General features: G+C 36.2%; 1 protein-coding gene. It reads right to left on the reverse strand.

The genetic code is table 11. The features are described from left to right. Window positions 1-16: 16 nt before the first annotated feature. Window positions 17-17,686: a T9SS type B sorting domain-containing protein gene (locus P2W65_RS05150; protein WP_289663932.1), complete on the reverse strand. Its 17,670-nt coding sequence runs from the start codon at window positions 17,684-17,686 to the stop codon at window positions 17-19. Between the last annotated feature and the right edge of the window lie 98 nt (window positions 17,687-17,784).

Genomic DNA, 17,784 nt, shown 5'->3' on the forward strand with positions numbered 1-17,784 from the left:
TGGGGCTATAATTTTGTTATCTGTATAATGTGAAATGTCCAACAAACTCTCTAGGATCTTTAGGATCATTCAGTTTAAGAACATACCAATAATCTCCTGTTGGCAATTCATTTCCGTGGTATCTACCATCCCATTTTCCTCCAACTCTGTATTTACCAACTACTCTACCGTATCTGTCGTAAACATCGAATGTTAGATCTTTGTAAGCCAATGCACCACAATCAGGACCAATAGTATTATTAGAACCGATACCATCTGGTGTAAAGTAGTTTGGCATACAGAAGTCATAGAATTTACCTTCAACATCTATTGTAGCCTCACAACCATTTTTGTCTCTTACAATCACTTTATAAATACCTGATTTATAAATTCTATAAGTGTTTGATGATGAGAATGGCTCTCCATTGAAACTATACTCGTAAGGAGCAAAACCACCAGAAGCTTTCACTGATATCGTATTGATTTCATTACTTTGTTTAGTTATGTCTATTAGAGTTACTGGATCTACTGGTTTAACAGAGAAAACAACAGTTGGCACCTCACATCCATTAGTATGTCTTGCAACGATGAAGTGATCACCAGCAGGAACATTTGTAAAGATGTTACTTGGCTGATATACTCCATTGTTATCTAATGAGTAATCAACATCTGCAAGATTGTTAGATGAATCAACAGTTACTACTACTCTATTAGCTTGTGCATTATCGACACAGTCATATGTTACCTCAGCCGTTGGGTTAAGAATTACTGCACCTGGCATATTCTCAACGAACTCAACAGGACAACCTTTTGCATCTTTCACATAAACGGTATGTGTTCCACCTTTAAGATTTCTAAAATCGAAAATTGTTTGTGTGGCATCACCTTGAGTGAATGGTCCATTTGCATTATCTAAACTTACACTATATGGTAATGTACCACCTCTAACTTCGATACTAAACGCACCGTCATTATCTCCGTCACAAACTTCAGGAATCATAGAGTTTGGAACTTCTGTAACGATTACTGGTCTTGGTTCATGAATTGTAAAGTCATACAATACATAACATCCGTTTTCGTCTTGAGCAATAGCCTGATAATCTCCAGGAGCTAGTCTATCATATTTAACTTTTGTATCGAACTGGCTCATGTTAGGAGAGACTGCATATTTAATTACACCAGTTCCTCCAGATGCTACAATTTCTAATTTTCCGTTATTCTCACCAAAACAAGTAACATCTGTTGGGAAGAACTCCGCTTGTAGTGCTCTACTAGGTTCAGTTATAACAATTTCTTCCGAAGTGATATCACAATCAACGCTATTTACTATTACTCTGTAAGTACCAATTGCAAGATTTTCAAATATACCGTTATCCTGAGCTGGACGTGTCTCACTACCTGTAAGAGTATAAGTATAATTTCCTAATCCTCCGAAAGCCTCAACAATGATCGCTCCTGTTGCCTGACCCGTACATTTAACTACCGCGCTTTCTTTATCAATTTCAAGTCTTAACGGTTCTAAAGGATCAACCTCAACACTATTAGAAGCAAAACTGTTACATCCGTTAGCATCTCTTACAAAGTATTTATAAGATCCCACTGGAACTTCAAAAGAAACTGTTGAAGCAAATGGTGCGCTATAGTTTGTTCCGTCTGCACTATAAGTATATGGAGGAGTTCCTCCTTCTACAGTTAAAGTCAATTCAGTCAATGTTTGACATGTTTGCGCTCTTGACTGTTTCAACATAGGCGTAACCAAAGTTGGTTCTTCGATCAGAATTTCATTTGTTGTGCCTTGGCAAGTAAATCCATCAGTCACCGTAACACTATATCTTCCCGCTGCTAAACCACTGAAAACAGGAGATACCATTGGTCCAGAACTAATTACTGGATTTTCAGAAAGATAGTTTAAAGTGTATAGATAATTACTTCCTTGTCCACCTGTTGGAGGAGCAACTGTAATTACACCTGTTTTATCTCCATAACAAGCAAGCATAGTTAAATTCACTGTTGCTGTTGCTGTGATTGGATCTGGAATAACCAAAGTTTGTGTACTACTAGCAATACAACCATTAAAATCTCTAACATTAACTGTATATACACCTTCTGTTAAACCAGGGAATGTAGTCTGACTAGAGTAATCTACTACAATTGTAGATCCTTTCACTAATTGATATTCGTATGTAGTCCATCCACCTGTTGCAGTTGCATAAATTACACCATCGTTATTATCCGTTACACACGTAATATCATCTTTGGTTGTCGTTACAACTAATTCATTAACCGGCTGGTTAATAGTAAAGATGGTTGTAACAGTACAATATGGTTTTCCAAATAAAGTTGCTGTTACATTGTACACACCTGCTGCAAGATTAGAAATCAATACAGGTCCTGCATCTGCTGATCTAGCAGCAACCATAAATCCATTTGGACCAGTAATTACATAATCGAATACACCTGCTTCATTTAATGGCGTAGGCTGATTGTCAATAAAAGTCAATTCTACGCTTCCGTTTGTAGCTCCGTAACAAATTTCTCTATTAATAGCCACCGCTCTGATTTGGAAACTATTTGGATTGTTTACATAATGCGGCGTCACAATAGAACATCCTGTTGCTGGGTTTGTAACCGTTACAAGATAATTTCCAATTGGTAAATCTGTAAATATACCTGTTTGATTATTCGGATTACCTGGTACAGCATTTCCAGCTGCATCTGTAATTACGAAATCTAAAACTGGATTTACTCCTGGAGTTGTTGTAACTTCAACTAAGATGTCTTCATTATTTCTACAAGTAATCTCGTCTGTAACTCTAATTACTACCTTATCTAAATTAATGTATGGGTTTACTGGTACACTAACTACAGCTGTACCCACACAGTTATTTTCATCGTATACATTCACAACATAGTTACCTCCTAAAAGATCTCTTTCTGTGTATACATTACGAGGTCCTTTGTAAACCACAACACCGTCTCTCACAAATTCATAATTTGGATATGAATTTTCTGTACCACCTGTAACACCTGTAACTGTAATCGTTGCTGCATTACTATTGTTTCCAGCTGCACAGCCATACTGAACAACAACTGGATCTGGTACAACAATTAATGCAGGCTCTGTAACAACAACAGTAACTGAAGCAGGACAATTTCTTCCAGAAACAACAGATACGATGTAAGTTCCTTGCGTTAATCCTGTAAATACTGGACTATCCTGCGGAGTTCCTCCGTTGATGCTGTACATATATTTCGGATTATCATTTACGCCAGGACTTGTTGGATCCATACTAGCTGTAATGGTACCGTCGCTTCCTCCGTTACATGTTACTGGAGTAGGAACTGCTTTAAATCCTGTAACTTCAGTAGCTTTCTCTAATTCGAATGTTACTGTATCTGTACAGTTATTAGGTGTGCCTAGATCTGTCACAATAATTGTATGAGGACCTGATCCTACAGCATTAAATATTGCTGGAGTAGTCGTTAAAGTTGTTACTCCATCAAGAGTATAACTAAAGTTACCTGTTCCTCCTGTTGCAGTTGCAGTTACTTGACCATCACCATCTGTACAAGTTGGCTGCATGTCTTTTATTACATCTAAAACTACTGGCTGTAAAATAGTAACCGCAGCTGGGAATGTAGCTGTACAACCAAATGTATCTCTTACTACTAAATCGTAAGCTTTAGGTACATTTACAGTAAATGTAAGCTCTGATTGGAATCCTCCACCAATGCTGTAAGTAAATGGTCCTACTCCTATTGTACCTGGAGTTACTACAATTTCATAGTTTCCATTAGTATCAGAACAATTAGATGTTACTGCCGCTGTAAATCCTAATGGCAGTGGACTAGTTGTAATATTTACAAGTAAAGGATCAGAAGTACATCCGTTGATGTCTCTAGCATAAATATGCCATGCAGAAACTGTTGGATCTAACTCTCTTCTTGTTTCAGCATCAAATACACCTGGACCTGTTGCACTTGCATCTACAAATGAATAGGTATATCCTGGGTTTCCACCTTTACCAAGAACCTCTACTATTGCACCTCTGTTACAGTTTGCATCTAGGTTTTCTATTAAATCAACTTCAACAATAGTTGGTTGTTTTACTTCTGCAGAAGCTTTAATATCACAACCTGTAATATCATCTACAGCTGTTATTTCATAAACTCCAAAAGCTAAATTAGTTAACTCAATTGAAGCGTCTGATGTTACAGTTGATCCTGTAAAAGGAGCACCATCTTTGGTAATTGTATAAGTATAAGTTCCTGCGAAACCAGAAACTGTAAAGGTTACTTTTCCATCATTTGTAGTGTTACAAGACATATCTGCAACTGGCTGGCCATCTGCATTTATTCTAATAACATCTTTGATAGTTAATAACTCATCATAAGAACATGTGTTACTATCTGTAACTCTGAATAGATAATCTCCAAATGGTAAACCATTGAATACTGCAGCAATTGTATTATCTGCAACTACTTGCGGTGTATAAGCTACTGCTGGAGCAGCGCCATTAAATTCAATAATTTCAAATGTTAATTGTCCAACACCATTTGTTGCTCTAACTGTCACATCACTGCTGTTTCCTGTAATACAAGTAATAGCTGTTGGTGTGAATGCTAAGTCTGTTGGTTTGTTCAATGGTACGATTGGCACCGTTACTACAGGAGTTTCACATCCGTTAGCATCTTTTACTGTATAAGTAACATTGGCAACTGAACCATCATTTGCAACTGATATTTTATTAGCTCCTTCTACATAGCCTTTACCATTGAAATTATAGTAATAAGGCTGTGTTCCTCCTGCAGGGTTTACAACAATTTCTGTTGTAGTATAACAACCTGCATTTGGTGTAATAGCGTGAGGAGCTGTAAGCTCAACTGGCTCATCTATAATTACATTAACTGGCGCAGAAGTACATCCTTTAGAATCTGTAATTACTACAGAATATGAACCTGCCTCTAATCCAGTATAGATTCCTGTTGTATCTCCTGATGTATTTGCCGCACCAGAAAGAACAAAAGTATACGGACCAACTCCATCTGATGGTGTTATTGTTAAACTACCATCACTTAAACTTTCACAAGTTACATCAATATGAGCTTCTAAACCTGTTGGATTAATTGGAGTCGTTATCGTTACAGGCTCTGTTTGTACAGAACATGTTGGTGAATTACTATCTGTAATTACAAAATAGTAATCTCCAGCAGCAGTAACTGTTTCCGTAAAGTCTCCTGTTGCAGGTTTTACTGGTCCTTCTGGAGCACTATTGTGATACATTTGATAATTGTATGATCCTACACCACCAGTAATTGTAACGTCAATTACTGCATTAGCAGGAACACAATATAAATCTTGTGCAATAGTTGCATTTGCTATTAATTGCTCTTGAATGATATAATCTACATCATCGGTACATCCGTTACTATCTGTTAAGATAATTTTGTATGTTCCTGGTTTTGTAAATGTTGCTGTAGAACCTGTTGGCACTCCATCAATAGTAAATGTTTTAGTACTACCAGTATAAACTGTAGAAAGAGCATCAAGATCTACTGTTAAATCTGCTCCTACAAAACATTGCTGCGCAGGCATATTAAGATTTGGAGCAACATCGTGAGTAATATCAACACGAACTGGCTCAGAAATACATAAGTTACTATCCTGAACGTAAACATCCCAAGCTAGGTTTGTTAAGTCAGTGTCTACAGTAAGAACTGCATCATCACCAAAAACAGTTGGTCTTGGCGAACCAGCTAGCACTACTGCATATTTATAATTACCAGCACCACCTGCTACAGCACTAACTGTAATATCAGAAAGATCTTTAGTACAGAATACTTTAGTTGAAGCTGCTGTAAAAGTAATCGCCGTTGGTGCAACAAAAGTTACAGTGGCATTATCTGTACACTGTGTCGTTCTATCTGTAACAGAAACTGTATAGCTACCCGCTCTAAGACCTGTTAAAGTAATTACATCACCAGCATCAACTCTCGTGTAGGTCAATGTTGTTGGATTAGTTGTTATTACAACATCATAATTTTGTGTTGTGCTAAAACCTGTAACCGTAAATTTAGCACTTCCGTTATTGTCAGTACCGTTAAGTACGTTACAAGAAATCTCTGTTAATTTCTCTTCTGCAATTTCAATTGGCACTACATCTTTAACCGTATGGTAAGCTGTAATAGCACAATCATGAGCATCAGTTACTTTAAATAAATAAGTATTAGCTGTTAATCCAGTGAAAATATTATTGGTACCGTTATCTGTAGCTAAAGCTGCTGGTTCAATAATTTCATATTTTTTCATTGGCCCGTAACCACCTGTAACAATAAGTTCTACAGATTCTACATTAGTAGGACATACTGGAGCTGCTGTTACATTGATCACAAGACTTAATGGCTGATAAGCGCTTACTGCTTGAGAACCTGTGAACGTACAATCATTGCTGTCTTTCACAGTATAATTTATAGTTTGTGCATTTAAATTATTAACTACAAATGTGTTATCATCTGAATAGTCTGTATAACCTGGGAACAAATATTTATATGGTCCAGTACCAGTAGTGGTATCAACATTTACGACAACGGTTGCCATATGCTGTTCGTTAGTAACAGGATCACAAGCAAAATCAATTACTGAAGATGTCGCTGCTAACTCAGCTGGCTGTGTAATTTCTATAGCCGCAGTTGTGTATTCACATTCTTTAGAATCTTTAACTATAACTTGGTAATCATCCGCAGCTGGTAAACCAGTAAATTGGTTAGAACCAGGGAATGGTACAATTATAGTAGTCCCTCGCATTAATTGGTAAGTATAACCACCAACTCCACCAGAAACAGAAACAGAAATTGTTCCATCTGAATCACTATAACAGCTTACGTTAGTATTGCTTGGCGTAATTGTCGGTAATGGAATAGGATCTAATTTAAATTGTGCTGTTGCTTGACAAGTCGTTACATTGTTAGCGTCTGTTACTCTGAATGTATAGGTATCAATTGTATTACCAGTTGTTAATTGGTTTGTGGTCATTGTTGTCCAAGGTCCAGTTACACCAGTAGTAGAATACTCATATACATAATTTGGAGCTGGTAAAATATTTCCACCCGCAGCTGTTAATGTAATTATAGCATTTGGAATTGTTGCAGAACAAGTCAACTCTCTAGTCATCTCTGCTTTAAGCGTTAACTTAGGATATACGACAAAATCAAAGTCAGCTGTACATCCGTTACCATCTTTAATTACTAAGTTGTAAGTACCCGCTGCACTAATTTCAAATGTAGGATCTGTACCGAAAGTACTTCCGTTTACACTATAAGTCGCTCCTCCAATAATTGCAGGATCAACAGTTCCAGTTATTGTAATATTAAATGGTTGATCATCAAAACAAATAGACGCTATAGGATTGATCGTAGGATCATCATCTTTGTCTAATGTTACAGGGAAATCTTTAATACATCCGTAAGCATCTAATGCATAAGCAATGTAACTTCCCGCATCTTCAAAGAATGTATTAGGTGTATCCCATCTAGAATCTGTTTTAGTAGGAGCTGCATCTGTAGCCAACAATAACATATACTTGTAATATGCTGGTCCTGTTGCTGGTGCAACTGGGACAAAAGCAGTTCCGTCTTTTGCTGTAACCGTAATTACACCTGACTTAGCATTACAATTTGCATTTTTAGAAACAGATCCATCAAGCAACAACATTTTTGGTGACTCTTTTATATTAAAGTTGTCAGAAGATTTACCACAACCCGCATTAGCTCCAGAAGTTTCTCTTACTAAAACATAATAAGTTCCTACTGGTAATGGTGTAAATAATGCCGCTGGATCAATAGTAACTGACCCACCTGCTGGGATTGTTCTTGAACCTGTATTTCCAGTCTCAATATTAGTATATGCATTAATAATACTGTAAGTAACATCAACAGCATATCCATAAGAATTTGCAATTTCAAAACTTACATTTCCATCATTTGCTCCTTTACAAGAGATGTTCTGAGGAACAAAGTTGTTGATCTGTAAAGTCGAACTACTAGGAATTGGTCCATCTGAAGTTTGGAAATAATAACATTTTGTATCCTCATCATATATAATAAAAGTATATGTTTTTCCAGGAACAAGACCAGTAAATACGGTTGATTTACTGTTTGGCGGAATTTCACCAATCCATCCATTTGCTGTAGGATTAAGAGGATCCCAATTTTGAACAGTTCCATCATAAATATTGAAGTGGAATGGTCCATTTCCTGCAAAAGCAGATAAAATTGTTACTGTTGCTGAACCTCCTCCAGAACAAGTAGCCGAAGTATTTACTTCAATGTCAAGCTGATCTACTGGTGCTGCAATTAAAATATCATCAACCGTAGCAAAACAGCCGTTTTGATCCTCTACTCTAATTTGATAGAAACCAAAGTCCACAATATCAAATACTGCACTGATACCATTTCCTCCTGGTAAAGACTTGCTGTAATTATTAATACCTGTTACATGGTAAGTATAATTTGGAGTACCACCCGTTACACCATTAATAGTAATACGTCCTCTAGTAATTCCCCCTCCAACACATTGTAAAGATTCTGGAGTAAAAGTAATATGAATTGGATCTGGTTGAGTAATTCGAATTTCTTCAGTATCAAAACATGCTTTTGAATCTGTTACCGTAATTACATAATATCCTGCTGGAAGACCTGAAGTTTGAGTTCCGAAATCTTTTACAAGAGATGTATGAGCCAAATCATTATATTGTTTTACGTTGATTACAAATGGACCTACTCCTTTTGTATCATCGAATACTACACTAATTGCCGCTGTACTTTCACCATTACAACCAATTGATTGTGTTTGAGTAACAGAAGTAATTTCCGGATCAACCTTCGGAATAATATTTATTGCCTGTGTGGTTGATACCGTACAATTATTGGCATCTCTTACTGTAAAAGTATAAGAACCAGGGGTATCTGTAGTAAATACGCTACCTGTAAATGATCCCGTTGCTGGAGTACTTGTATAAGTATACCCTGTTCTTCCTCCGCCTGCTGTTAAAGTAATTACTGCATCCTCATTTCCTGGATCACAAGTAATGTTTTTGTCTAATTTAGCTGATAATGTTAGTACATTATAAACGGTAACTACACCACTATCTGCTGTACAGCCATTTCCATCTTTAATAGTTACTTTATAAGGTCCCGCAACAGTAACATCAAAAGTATTACCTGCTTGGAAATTACCTCCGTTAAGGCTATATGATAATGGCGTTACTAATCCAGTTCCTGGAGTAGCAGTAATGGTATACGTACCATTTCCTAAACATTGACCAGTTGCTGAAGCAGTAACTGATGGCGATACAGCATTATCAATTGTAATGTCTAATTTAACTTGACATCCATTAGCATCGACCACATATACATCCCAATCTCTGCTTACTGCTGGATTAAGGTTTGCTACTGGAGATGGTGTCAATGTACCAATTCCTGCACCATCTTGAACAAATGAATATTTGTATGAAGGTGTTCCGTTAGATGCTGTAATGGTAACCTCTGCTGTTGCAATTTTACAATTTGCATTAACAACTTTAGCTACTGCTGCTAAATCTGCCGCTGGCTCACCAATAATTACATCTTCATTAGCTGTACAACCTGTTGTTAAATCGGTTACCCTAACATTATAAGTTCCTTTTACAAGATCTGACAATGTAATAACATCGCCTAAAGCTGCTTGTGTAAAAGGTAATCCAGCTGGAGTAGAAGTAACAGCAACTGTATAATTTTGAGTCGTGCTAAATTTAGTTACAGTATATTTTGCAACACCACTATTACCTCCATGACATAAAACATTAGAGAATGTCTGTCCTTTAATTTCAATCTGAGTTGCTTTATTTATCTTATAATCTTCAGAATAATAACATCCATTAGCATCCGTTACTCTAAATACATAATCTCCAGGAAGTAATCCTGTAAATAATCCATTAGAAGCTCCTGTAGTATTAATAGTTGTACCAGAAACGATCGTATAAGTTAATGGCGCTACACCGTTTGTAGCTGTCAATTGAACAGATGTAGTTGTAGCCAAACATGTAATAGTCGCTGGTGTTCCAAAATCTAAATCACTTGGAGAATTCAGTGGTGCTATTACTACAGTTTGCGGTACTGAAAGACAGCCGTTTGCATCTTTTACAATAATAGTAAAACTTTGTGACACTCCAGTATTTGAAACAGGGATACTATTTCCTAAAACGTAAGTTGAACCATTATTAAAACTATAAGTATATCCTCCGATACCTCCACCAGCAGCAACTGAAATAGTAGTTCCTGTTGGATTATTAGTAGTAGGATTACAAGTTAATTTACCTGCCGTAACATTTGCAGTTACAACTGGATTTTCGTTGATCGTCACTTGTGCAGTACCGGTACATCCGATTGCATCAGTAACAACAATATCATAAACTCCCGCAGTTAAACCTGTAGTCGAAGCCGTTGTAGAAACTTCTACTGTTGCTTTACTTACACTGTAAGTATAAGGAGCTTTACCTGCTGTTGTTGTAATAGAAATAGCTCCTGTAGCGGCACCATTACATTTTACATCTGTTTTATTAGTATTAATTGCAAAAGTAGTTGCATTTAAAGTAACTGGAATATCAGCTGTGTAAGCATAACAAACTGGATTCGCAGTATCATTAACTCTAAATTTATAAGTTCCCGCTGCTGTTGCAGTATAAGGACTTGTAACTGCTGAATATCCACCTCCATTAAATGAAACCGCATATGCTCGAGTTCCAGTACCGCCTGTAGAAGATAAACTAATTGTTACGTTTGGTGTACAAGTAGTATTTGCTACAACTGTAGGCGTAATTGTTAATTGCTGTGGCACTATATAAACAACACTATCTTCACAACCAAATTTATCTTTTAAAGTTAAATTATAAGTTCCAGGAGTCAAACTAAAAGTTGGCGATGATACAAAAGTAGTACCATCTTTACTGAACGTTGCTGGCCCTTGATAAGTACCTGTGATAGTCACGCTAACTGGTGATCCTGTATAACATTGCGCTGCAGGAGTATCAATTTGTGGAGCATCTTCTGTTGCGATAGAAACTGTTTTCTTAACCACACAACCATTTATATCTTTTACATATACATCAACTGTTGTTGTTAAAGATGCCGTATCTACTGTTAAAACAGTTCCATAAGGGGTTGTTGGAGCAGTAGAACCACTTGCTGCATAAGCATAAGTATATCCTGGCGCACCACCTGTAATTCCTGTAATGCTTAATGTAGAAATTTTATTATTACAAGTAATTTTTGAAGCATTAACTGTAAAGTCAATTTGAGTCGCCGCATTAATAGTTACTGATTCTGTATTTGATGTACATCCAGTTGCATTATCTCTAACTACTAAAGTATAAGTACCAGCTGCTAAACCAGTAACTGTTATCGTATTATTATTTTTAGTTAAAGTTCCTGCAGTTGGAGAGAATGTATAAGTGTAAGCTCCTACAGTTCTTGCGCCAACAATATTAAATGTTGCAGTTCCATTGTGTGCATTATAACATAATTCATTTGTAAGGTCACCAGAAACTGTAATAGATGGTGCTGCATCAATAGTTTTAGAATCAGATATTGTACATCCGTTTGCATCTGTAACTCTAAAAGTATAAGTTCCAGGAACTAATCCTGTAAATGTACCTGAAGTAGTTTGAGTTGGTGAATTTGGACCAGCTGTTACTGCATAAGTAAATGGTGCCACACCTCCCACAGCTGTTACAGTAAGACTAGTTGTTGTAGCGTTACATGTAATACCTGCCGGTGTTGAAAAATTAAGTCCTGTAGGCGGATTGTATGCCGGAACTTCAATAGTTTTTGTATCAGTACAACCGTTACTATCTCTTACGTTAAACGTAATAGTCTGAGCACTGCTTGTATTTGTAACTGTTATTGTTCTTGTTCCGTTGTAAGTTGTATTTCCTGCTCCAAAACTGTACGTATATGTTCCTGTACCACCTGCAGCAGAAACAGTAATTACTGTTGTAGTGCTACAAGTTGTATTAGGTGTAAAGTTTGCAGAAGCCACAACTTCTGTTGGGTTTCCTAATGTAATATCATATACAGGAGAAAGACATCCTTTTGAGTCTTTTACTTGGTATTTATAAGCACCTGCACTTAAATTAGAAAGTGTAGCAGATGTACCAAAAGTTGTACTTCCATTAAAACTATACGTATAAGCCGCACCATTTCCTCCTGCTGGAGTTACAGTAAAACTTCCATCAGAACCATTATGACATTTAGGATCTGTTCCTTTAGCCGATGCAGTAGGTTCTAATTTTGCGCTTACAGTTACCGCAGTAGTAAGTGCTGTACAACCTTTAGAATCTGTTACTCTAAAGATATATGATCTAGCAGTATCTGCAGAATAAACATTAGATGCTATTGATGCAAAAGAAGTTCCTCCATTAGTTGATACTTCATAAGTATAATTAGGAGTTCCTTGAGATGCTGTAATTGTAATTTGCGCGTTTGGCGAATTAGTACAATCTAAAGTTTTAGTTACTTCTGCACTTGCAAGTAATTGTTCGGCAATAATAATATCTTTTATTTCAACCGTACAGCCATTTCCATCCGTAACTACAATTGTATGCGTTCCAGTACCAACACCAGTAAAGGTATTAGAGTTTTGTCCTTGACCACCATCTAAACTATAGCTATATGGTAATTTACCATCAGAAGCTGTTACAACCAAAGTTGCTTTATCTTTAGTATCATAACATAAATCTGAATTAGAAGCCAACACCGCTTTTGGTGGAACTGGTGCAATAACTGTTATTGGATCAGAAGCTGCAGACTCGCAACCTCCTGAATCTCTTACATAAACTCTATACGTTCCAACTGGAATGTTACTTCCGTCAGCTAATTTTGTAAATACATTATTAGCTTGATACGCAATTATAACATTAGTACCTTGACGTAATTCGTACTGGTAACCTGGTTTACCTCCACCTGCAGTTGCTGTAATAATAGCACCCTCAATACAAGTAGGCTGTTTTGTTACAGATGCAACAGATGTTACAGTTGCTGGAGCTGTAATATCTATATCGAATGACTCTGAACAAGCTCCAGTAGCATCGCTTCTGATAATAATCTTGTAGTTTCCAACAGTCAAGTTATTAAGTTCAAGTGTAGCTGCGGTAGAAGGAGTCCATGACCCGTTATTTATTTTATATTCATATCCACTAGCAAAATTCTTTACTTGGTAGATAATGCTTCCTGTATTTCCTCCAGTACAAGTAACATTGTTAATTTCTGGATCAGAAACATCAAAGCCTTTTCCGCTTTCAATCACAATAGGAAACTCTGTTATTCCACCGCAAGATTCAGGAATCTGACGTACCCAGATATCATCAATAAGAACGTCATTACCGTTAAACTCATTACTGTAAGATCTAATAACAAAACTTAAATTATTAAAAGCTTTAGGATCCAATGATAATTCTTTGTACTCCCATTGTTCTGTTTTTGGAACTACCCAAGGATTGTTAGTGTCAGTCGTAGCTACAATTGTCTCTGTTCCTCCAACACCATTTAAATTATTTACTAACTGAATTGTCAGTTTTGGGTCATCATGTGAAGTCGATGTTTTTACGATTAGGTTTTCTGCCCATAATGAAATAATTACAGGCTGATTTGGAATTACATCAGAAATAGGTTTACTGTATAAAATACCACCAATACCTGCTGTACCACCTACGTTAACGCATAAAAATCTTCCTAACGGATGTTGCGGAACCGTATGGTCTTTTGCAACAATCCAAGAGTTATCAAATCGTGTTCTGATTGAACTTGCAACTGCATATTCACCGTCATTGATCCATTCGTCTCTATTACATTTATAATCTGGAGCTAAGTGTGTAGAAGTTTCGTCTTCGAAACAATATCCTGGATTAATACCTGGCGTAGTAGTATAACCTCCTCTTCCAAAATCTTCAATTAACAAGTTACTGTAAGTTGGAACCTGAATTGCTTTATATTTAACTTTAACCGTATAACTTCCTGATTTAACACCAGTAAATACATTATTTGTAATTGGTACGTTTGGTTCATCGTCTAAATAATACTCATAGGTATATTGAGAGTCTCCAGTTGATACAGGAGTACTAACCACTACTGTACTCGTCGCTAAACCGTCACAGCCGTATACCGTATTTACAGTATTGATAATTGGGTTTGCTGGTATCGCATCTAATTTGACAACATAAGGAATAGTAAAGGTACAACCATTATCGTCCCTCACAATCAGTTGGTATTCTCCTGGTCTAGCATCTATTTCTCTTGCTGGTCCAAAATGGCCTCCATTATCAAAACTAAATTCATATGGTTCTTTACCTCCTTCAACATTATTAAATCTGATTATTCCACCATCTTTAATTCCGTCTCCATCAGGATCTGTACAACCAGCTAATGCTGCAACACCAGCCGAAGCTGTCAATGCAGCTGTTGGTCCTGTAATTATTACGTTTTCTGTATCGCTATAACAATGTTTTGTATCTGTATAAGGCCAGTTTGTTATAGCATAAGTAATTGAATATCTAACTTTAACTTTATAAGTACCTGGCTCTAAATTTAAAAAGTTAGGATTGGTCTGATAAGTTGCTCCGTCATTAATACTGTAAGCCATAGTATTCCCATTTGGAACTACATTTTCAATTTTAATTGAAGAAGTACCATCATAACATAAACTGCTTGTAGCATTTACTGTATAAGTTGGTTTTGAAACTACAGGAACATTAATAGAAGTTTCTGCTTTACAACCTGCATCGTCAATAACAACAATATTATATTGCCCACCTTCTGTTACAGCGAAAGGATTTTCACTAATATAACTGCTAGCACCATTTACAAAATAATGATAAGGAGCTCTTCCGTTTGATGCAGATAAAAAAATCTGACCAGGACTACAAGCCGTTAGTGGCTCTCTCAAAGTTGCTGTAACTCTTAATTGATTATTTGGTGGATTTATCCTGAAATAAACAGATCTATCACAACTTGGCTGCGGGTTATTGCCTCCTATTGGACTACTGGTAACTCTCACCCTGTAATCAATACCATTTGTACCATAACTTAATGACGCAAAAGTGTATTCAGGATCTGAAATAGGCCCTGCACTTCTTTCTATTGTATTGCCATTATATAAATAAATATAATACTGAGCATTATAATCTCTAACTCCAATTTTAATACTTCCTGTATCTCCAACACAAACTGGCTGAGTTTGCTCATTACGCAAATTCATGTCCCTATTTCTTATCTGAATGTTATCTATTCTAAAAATACAAGGAATTGAAGTTACACCTTGTTGCTTAATAAAAACCGTATAAGAGCCTGCATTGTAAATTGGAAAAGTATTACTAGTCTGCCACTCCCAATTCTCGATAGTTGCATTTGGATCTGTTTTAATAGCGTATACGTAACCACTCGGAACATCAAGTATCTTTATACTTCCACTTTGTCCACAAAGACGATCAACATGCTCTTCTCTAGGATTTAGTGGGTTTGTAAATACGTTAAAGTAAAATCTGCTAAAACAACCGCCTGCATAATTAATGGTTAAACGGTACTGTCCTGCATCTTTTACATCATAATCTGGTCCAGAAGCTACAGGCTGCCATCCACATGCTTCATTTTCATTAGCACATCTCTCATTGCTCACCGCAGGACAACTAGCTGTATCTAATCTTTCCCAAACAATATTAGAACTATCTGTTATTCCTGTCTTAATTAATTTTGAAGCATTTGCCCCGCATAAAAATATTTTAGGCAATTGCTTTCCATCATTAGGACAAGTAACGATTTCACTAGCAAAATCATTAACAGGATTATTGACTGTCGTTCCAAATCTTGTAACAGTAAAGGCTTCATAAATAGATCTACATGGTGCAGGAGCAAGATTATAAACATAATAGGTTCCTGGCTCTTTAGCCACAAAAGTCTGACCTCTTCCTATTTCTCTTGTTCTGGCTTCATCACTATACCAGGTGTAAGTAGAATAACCATCAGCTGCAACTAAGTTAACACTTGCAGTACACAATGTAACATTTCTATTATATCTACACCCTTGAACACCAACTAAAAAGTTAGTTGCTTTAGGAACTAAAATACATCCTGTGTTGGTATTCACACTCGGATCATCAGAAATCGTAAATGTAGTATTCTGTGTTCCTTTGTAGGTAGCATAGGCAGAGTTATCAATACTATCAGAGCAAGCCTCATCAAGCATGGTACAATCAGGAATTACTCGAACTTTTAATTCAATTTCTGTTTCTGTTAGACGTCCCGCTTTAAGAAGAGCTGGGTCTGTAACTTCAAAAACAATATTACGTGTTGCCGGAGTCCAAGATTTAACTCGCACACCTGCTGGCAGCACTACGTCTCCAGGATAATTAAAAATTACGTTTATTGGCAATTGATCACGAATCGTAAACTCTGTCGCATCATCATTACCTGTATTTCTAAAACCAATAACATAATTTAAATACTGTCCTAATGTTACATTTTGACCACCAATATTATCTCCCTTGTCATTCTCAACAATTTTAGTAAGAACAATTTTTGGCTCGATAATTTCAACATTAAATGCATTAAAGAATAGACCATATCCATCACCACTGGTCTTTAACTTTAATGTTGCCTTAGTGTCACCATTTTTAATAATGACATTATTAACCGTATTCTCTAATTTAATAATCCCAGAATCATAACCAAGAGTATTTGAACTATTAGGTCTTCTATCATTTACACCATCAAAAGCGCCATCAACATTATTAATTGAACTATTAAAGAAATTGTTTATTGGTCTTTGATTTGTAAAAAGATCTGTACCATTTAGAGAGTAACGGTCTCCTGTAGTCTTTTGATCCCCTTCTATAGCTGCAAAAGCTAGCTTTACTTTAACCTCTCCATTTGGTATGGTTTTAAATCCAGAAATGTCATAATTAACATCAGGACTATTTGCTTTAATAAAACGGAAACCATCAAACGATGTAATATACTTAGCGCTTAATTTAGGGTCTTCATAAATCACAAATAAAGACCATCCTGCAGCAAATCCACCATCAATTTGACCATTAGTAGCTATAACATTTGCAAGCGTATAACTCCCCTCAGGATTATCTAAATCCTGTATTAATTTTGTTACATTAGAATAGTAAGCATAGATGACCTGTGATCCATTAGCCGTATTTGGAGTATTTTCATAATAATCATAGATCTTCTGACCTTCTATTTTTTCGTAAGTATTGGTATTGGCAAGTTTGAACTCCACAGATCCGAGCTTTGTACGATCCACAACTCTGTTTCTAACATCTGCTACACTGTAAATACCTGTCCAATAAAGACCTGCATAAGCAATCTTATAACATTCTTTACTTACATCTGGTATTCTTAATGTTGCAGAACTTGAACTAAATCGTCCTCCTCCTGGATCAACATTAATATATTCCATAGTGAAATTATTATTGTCGTCTCCGCCAGTGTATGCAGTATTTGGACGATCATTGTTTTTATTTCGATTCAAAATATTATTACCAATCAAAAGCATATCTCCTTTTAAACTCGTATCGTAACGAGGAGTAAAATCCTTTTGAGCAAAAGCAATAAAAGTTTGTATAAAAAATAATACAACTAAAACTGATTTTAAAGTAGTAGGTTTCTTCATATGTTTAGGGTTTCAGTTTAACTAATTGTCTCTTGAAGGGGCTTTCAAAAAACAACATGTAATCTTATTTATTTTTAATTCTCTTGAATATATTTTTA

This window comes from Flavobacterium panacagri, assembly GCF_030378165.1.
GTDB lineage: Bacteria > Bacteroidota > Bacteroidia > Flavobacteriales > Flavobacteriaceae > Flavobacterium > Flavobacterium panacagri.

Excerpts from the sequence above, each read along its gene's own strand:
- P2W65_RS05150 (WP_289663932.1), bottom strand. The coding sequence starts at position 17,686 with ATGAAGAAACCTACTACTTTAAAATCAGTTTTAGTTGTATTATTTTTT.